This window comes from Stenotrophomonas pictorum JCM 9942 (assembly GCF_001310775.1).
Lineage (GTDB): Bacteria > Pseudomonadota > Gammaproteobacteria > Xanthomonadales > Xanthomonadaceae > Stenotrophomonas > Stenotrophomonas pictorum.
This window is the reverse complement of record NZ_BAZI01000200.1, coordinates 1-5271: the sequence shown is the minus strand read 5'-3', so window position 1 is coordinate 5271 and position 5271 is coordinate 1. Positions and strand designations below refer to the sequence as shown.

General features: G+C 67.3%; 5 protein-coding genes and 1 pseudogene. 4 read left to right on the top strand and 2 right to left on the bottom strand.

What is annotated here, in order from left to right; all coding sequences use genetic code 11:
• Together JCM9942_RS10630 and JCM9942_RS10625 are read right to left on the bottom strand one after the other, a co-directional pair.
• Positions 1 to 341: pseudogene (locus JCM9942_RS10630) on the bottom strand (DinB family protein); the annotation flags it as partial.
• A 62-nt stretch (positions 342 to 403) separates the two neighbouring features.
• The gene (locus JCM9942_RS10625; RefSeq protein WP_054659556.1) at positions 404 to 799 is read right to left on the bottom strand and encodes a YchJ family metal-binding protein; all 396 of its coding nucleotides are present in this window, start codon (positions 797 to 799) and stop codon (positions 404 to 406) included.
• Positions 800 to 891: 92 nt separating this feature from the next.
• Between JCM9942_RS10625 and JCM9942_RS10620 the strand changes: the two genes are divergently transcribed.
• From JCM9942_RS10620 to JCM9942_RS10605, 4 genes are all read left to right on the top strand, one after another.
• A complete protein-coding gene (locus JCM9942_RS10620) occupies positions 892 to 1668 on the top strand; it encodes a sulfite exporter TauE/SafE family protein (protein WP_054659554.1) in 777 nt (258 codons plus the stop codon).
• Between the two features lie 57 nt (positions 1669 to 1725).
• Positions 1726 to 3381 carry an EAL domain-containing protein gene (locus JCM9942_RS10615; RefSeq protein WP_054659552.1) on the top strand — a complete coding sequence of 552 codons (1656 nt, stop codon included), beginning with the start codon at positions 1726 to 1728 and terminating at the stop codon, positions 3379 to 3381.
• A gap of 105 nt (positions 3382 to 3486) precedes the next feature.
• Positions 3487 to 4230 carry an SDR family NAD(P)-dependent oxidoreductase gene (locus tag JCM9942_RS10610; RefSeq protein WP_054659550.1) on the top strand — a complete coding sequence of 248 codons (744 nt, stop codon included), beginning with the start codon at positions 3487 to 3489 and terminating at the stop codon, positions 4228 to 4230.
• 217 nt (positions 4231 to 4447) lie between these two features.
• A partial coding sequence (locus tag JCM9942_RS10605) for a TonB-dependent receptor plug domain-containing protein (RefSeq protein WP_157722870.1) occupies positions 4448 to 5271 on the top strand: 824 nt, incomplete at its 3' end.

Genomic DNA, 5271 nt, shown 5'->3' with positions numbered 1-5271 from the left:
CCTGCGCCAGTGACGGCCGCGACAGCAGCCCGCGTCGCGCCCGGGCGTGGGCCGGGCCGATGCTCTGGTAATAACTGTTGAACAGCACCTGCCAGTGCGGCTGCAAGCTGGTAACCGGGCTGCGCGGCCAGCACGAAGTGCTCGAAGAACCAGCTGGTGTGGGCCAGATGCCATTTGGCCGGACTGGCGTCGGGCATGCTCTGCAGCATCGCATCTTCGGCCGACAGCGGCGCGGCCAGGGCCACGCTGCGTGCTCGCACGGTGGAAAAACGCTGCGCCAGGGTGGCGGGCACGGCGCCGGCGGTGGTCGAACGCAGCAACGCGGCAGTGGAGATATGCATCGGCCCGAGCTTACGGACACGCGGTTAGCGCGATGTCATGGCCGCCACACGCGGCGCCGTGCTCAGACCACCGCGTCGCGGTAGTACCAGCGCCCGTCGATACGCTGGAAACGGCTGTGCTCGGCCATCTTCACCGCGCTGCCGCCCCCCACTTTGTAGCGCGCGACAAAGTGCACCTCGGCGGTGTCCGCACCGGTGACCACATGCTGTTTGACGCTCAATCCCAGCCACTGCGTGCGCTGGCCCGGATCGTCATCCAGCGACAACTGCTGCGGTCGCGTCTGCGGATGCCAGCTGGCCAGCAGGTAATCGACGTCCTGCAGCACATAGGCGCTGTAGCGCGAGCGCATCAACGCTTCGGCATCGGGCGCGGCCTGGCCGGCGTGATACGGGCCGCAGCAGCGGCTGTAGGCGGGGCCGCGGCCACAGGGGCACGGCGTGGTCGGGGAGATCTGCATGCGCGCATTTTCCCATTCCCCGGCACCACGCTCCAAGCGGCGCCGCTGGCAACGGCTGCGCGTATCCTGTCGCGCCCTGGTCAGGAGTCGTCATGCTGGAACTGTTGCCGCCGGAGCTGCCCTGGCTGCTGCTGATCGCCTTCATCGCCGGGCTGGTGGATGCGGCGGTCGGCGGGGGCGGCCTGATCCAGCTGCCGGGGCTGTTCACCGCCCTGCCGCAGCAGTCCCCGGCCGCGTTGCTGGGCACCAACAAGTTCAGCTCGGTGTTCGGTACCGGCGTTTCGGCATGGCGCTACGCCCGTTCGATCCGCATTCCGTGGCGGCCGGTGTTGCTGGCTGCGGCCGCCGCGTTCGCTTGTTCGTTCCTCGGCGCGACCGCGGTGAGCCTGCTGTCCAAGGATGCGGTGCGACCGCTGGTGCTGACCCTGCTGATCGTGATGCTGGGCTACACGCTGGCCAAGAAGGAGTTCGGCGCGCTGCACACGCCGCGCCAGGTCGGCCGCCGCGAGCTGGGCATCGCGCTGCTGATGGGCGGGGTGATCGGCTTCTATGACGGCTTCTTCGGCCCCGGTACCGGCAGCTTCCTGATCTTCCTGTTCGTGCGCTTTTTCGGCCTGGATTTCCTGCGCGCCTCGGCCGCCTCCAAGGTGGTGAACCTGGCCACCAACCTCGCCGCGCTGGCGTTTTTCGTGCCCAGCGGCAATGTGCTGCTGGCACTGGCCATACCGATGGCCGCAGCCAATGTCAGCGGCGCGCTGGTGGGCACCCGGATGGCGCTGCGCGGCGGCACCCCGGTGATCCGCAAGCTGTTCGTGGCGCTGGTGGTGGTGCTGATCGCGCGCATGGCCTGGGATATTTTCACTGTCTGACGACAGAAGCTGCTGGACCCTGAATCCAGGGCCACCGCCTGATCCCGGCACCGCAGCGTGCAGCAGCGTGCGCGCCAAGCCGGTCGCAGTATTCCTGTCCACGGACGCACCGCGCAGATGAAGAACCGGCACCGCATCGCTTTTCTGCTGCTGGCGTGCGGCGCGCTGCTGGCCTGCGTGCCGGTGGTGTACTCCCTGCAGCAGGCGCGCAAGCAGGCGCTGCAGGAAAAGTACGCGATGCTCGATGATCTGACCCTGCGCATGGAGGGCCAGGTGCGTTCGATCCGGGACCTGCTCGCGCTGCTGCGCCAGGAAATGGAAAGCAGTGGCGATACCCCGTGCAGCGCTGGCGGGATCGCCCGGCTGCAACGTTTTGGACTGCGCTCACAGGCGGTGAAAAGTTCGCTGTATCTGTCCGGAGGGAAGGTGGAGTGCTCGTCCGGCGGTGCGTGGTTGAGCAACCTGTTGCAGGGCGCCCCCAGCATCGTGGAACCCGACGGCACCGCCATCTATACCCAGGTGCAGGTGCCCGGGGTCGCTGAGAACCGTTATGTGGTGGTGGAGAACAACGGCTATGCGCTGTTGATCTACCCGGACGGGCTGATCGCACCGTTCGCCCGTCCGGATGTCGCCCTGGGCCTGTTCAATACCCGGACGCACCGGTTTGCCGCCAGGGCCGGAAAACTGCAGGACCGGTGGGCCGGTCCGTTCGAGAACGGACAACACTATGAACGGTTCCTCGATGAGGACAGTGACTCGCTGGTGGTCAGGCGGGTCGTCCTCCCCGGCGGCACCGCGGCGGTCGCCGCCACCCCACGCGCGTCCATCGATACCCGTATGGCCCAGTTCGCCCGCTGGTTCATCCCGCTGGGTATCACCGCCGGCCTGGTGATCTTCGCCATTGCCTACGGGCTTACCCGTCACCGTTTCTCCGCCCGCGCCGAACTGCTGCACGCGCTGCGCAAGAGCCAGCTGTTCCTACTCTACCAGCCCATCTTCGAGCTGCCGACCAATACCTGCATTGGCGCCGAGGCGTTGCTGCGATGGCGCCATGAGGACGGCGCGGTGGTGTCGCCGGACCGTTTCATTCCGGTGGCCGAGGATTCGGGGCTGATCCAGCTGGTGACCCGACGGGTGATGGAACTGGTATGCAAGGACCTGACGCCGTTCCTGCGGCGCAATCCCGACTTCCACCTCAGCATAAACCTGTCCCCGCAGGACCTGCAGTCGCCCGACACGGTCGGGCAGATCGAGCAGATGATCCGGACGATCGGCCCGGGGGCAGGCAAGTTCGTGATCGAAGCCACCGAGCGCGGCCTGCTGGAACAGGAGAGCACGCTGGCCGTGGTCAATGCGATCCGGGCACTGGGCGTGGAAGTGGCGATCGACGATTTCGGCACCGGCTACTCCAGCCTGGCGTATCTGACCACCTATCCGTTCGACATCCTCAAGATCGACAAGAGCTTCACCTGCACGGCCTGCACCGACTCGGTGACCAGCCAAGTGGCGCTGCACATCATCGAGCTGGCCAACACCCTGGGCATGCGCACGCTGGTGGAGGGCATCGAGACGCCGGAGCAGGCCGAGCTGTTCCGCAGCAAGGGCGTGAACTATGGCCAGGGTTACCTGTTCGGGCAGCCGATGACCGCCGCGGAACTGGTCAATTTCGTGCCGCTGCATTCCACCCCGGACCAGCACCGCGGCGAGCCCTGAGTCGCCCACGCCCGGGCCTGGCTTGATTTGGCTCAATGCGGCCGCACCAGGCAGCGCGCATGCTGGCACGGTCGCGGGAGTTCCGCGTTCTGGAGTTCGCGCAACATGTCCCTGGATCTTTCCGGCAAGATCGCCGTGGTCACCGGCGCCGCCTCGGGAATTGGCGAGGCGGTGGTGCGGCAGCTGGCCCAGGCGGGCGCGCAGGTGCTGGCGGCCGATATCGACGGCAATGCCGCCGCCGCGCTGGCCACCGCGCTGGGGCCGCAGGTGCTGCCGTTCGCCATGGATGTCAGCGATCCGGACGCGGTCCGTCACATGGTGCGGCACTGCGTGGAACGTTTCGGCGGCCTGCATTTGGCGGTCAACAACGCCGGCATCGGCGGCGCCAGCCTGGAGACGGCCGACTACCCGCTGGACGAATGGCACCGCGTGCTCGGGGTCAACCTGCACGGCGTGTTCTATTCGATGAAATATGAGATTCCGGCCATCCTCGCTACCGGCGGCGGCGCCATCGTCAACATGGCCTCGATCCTGGGCAGCAATGGCTGGGCCGGCTCGGCGGCCTATGTCGCGGCCAAGCACGCGCTGGTGGGCATGACCAAGAGCGCGGCGCTGGAGTATTCCGCGCGCGGGCTGCGCATCAACGCCGTCGGCCCGGGCTTCATCGACACCCCCATGCTGGACGGCATGGACCGCCAGGCCTATGCCGGCCTGGTGGCCCTGCATCCGGCCGGACGCCTGGGCACCGCCGACGAGGTCGCCGCGCTGACCTGCTTCCTGCTCTCGGAAAAAGCCTCGTTCATCACCGGCAGCTACCACCTAGTCGACGGCGGCTTCTCCGCCCGCTGATCTCCGCCCGCGGGTGCGCGGGTGATGCCGGAAGCCGCTACCTCAATTCACCTTTGTCACAGCCAAGTGATTGATCTGGCGGAATTTCCACGGCCGATCGGACAAAGAAAAGACAAGGCGTGGCCACCCCTTGTCCACCGCTAACGGAACGTTTACAAGGAGCCCACGCCCGTCGTCCCGACCGGCGAGATAGTCCGGCTATCAGAGGAGCTTCCCGATGACGTCGTTATCGTTGCGCCCGCACCGCCTGACCCACGCAGTCCGTATCTCCCTGTTGTGCCTGCTGCCCGCCGTCGCGCTCGCGCAGGAATCCCCGCCCGCCAGCCCGGCGCGCACCCTGGACGCCATCCAGGTCACCGGTACCCGCATCAAGAAGGCCGAACTGGAAACCCAGGTGCCGGTGCAGGTGCTCACCCGCGAAGCCATCGACCGCACCGGTTACAGCTCGGTGGCCGACGTGGTGCAGCACCTGACCGCCAGCGGCGCCTCGCTGAGCACCAAGCTCAACTCCAGCGGCAACTTCGGCTTCCCGCCCGATGGCGGCGGCGTCGGCGCCGGTGCGGCCACGGTGGACCTGCGCCATCTCGGTCCCAAGCGTGTACTGGTGCTGGTGGACGGCATCCGCTGGGTCAACGAGTCCTCCGGTTCCGGCGTGGGTTCCTCGGTGGATCTGAACACCATTCCGCTGGCGCTGGTGGACCGCATCGAGGTGCTCGAAGACGGCGCCTCCTCGATCTACGGCTCCGACGCGATCGCCGGGGTGGTCAACATCATCACTAGGAAGAACGCCGACGGCGGCCATGTCGAGGTGCAGTACGGCGACTACAACCTCAAGGGCGGCGACACCTCCAGCGTGGATTTCAGCTTCGGGCGCAGTGGCGAGCGCGCGCAGTGGATCGTCGGCGGCGCGTGGTTCAAGCAGAAGGAGATCTCCTCGGCCGAGTACGAATGGGCACGCGTGCCGGTGCCCGGTACCGGTCTGGCCAACGGCAGCTCGGCCACCCCCGGCGGCCGCACCGTGTTCGCGCCGGCCGACGGCAA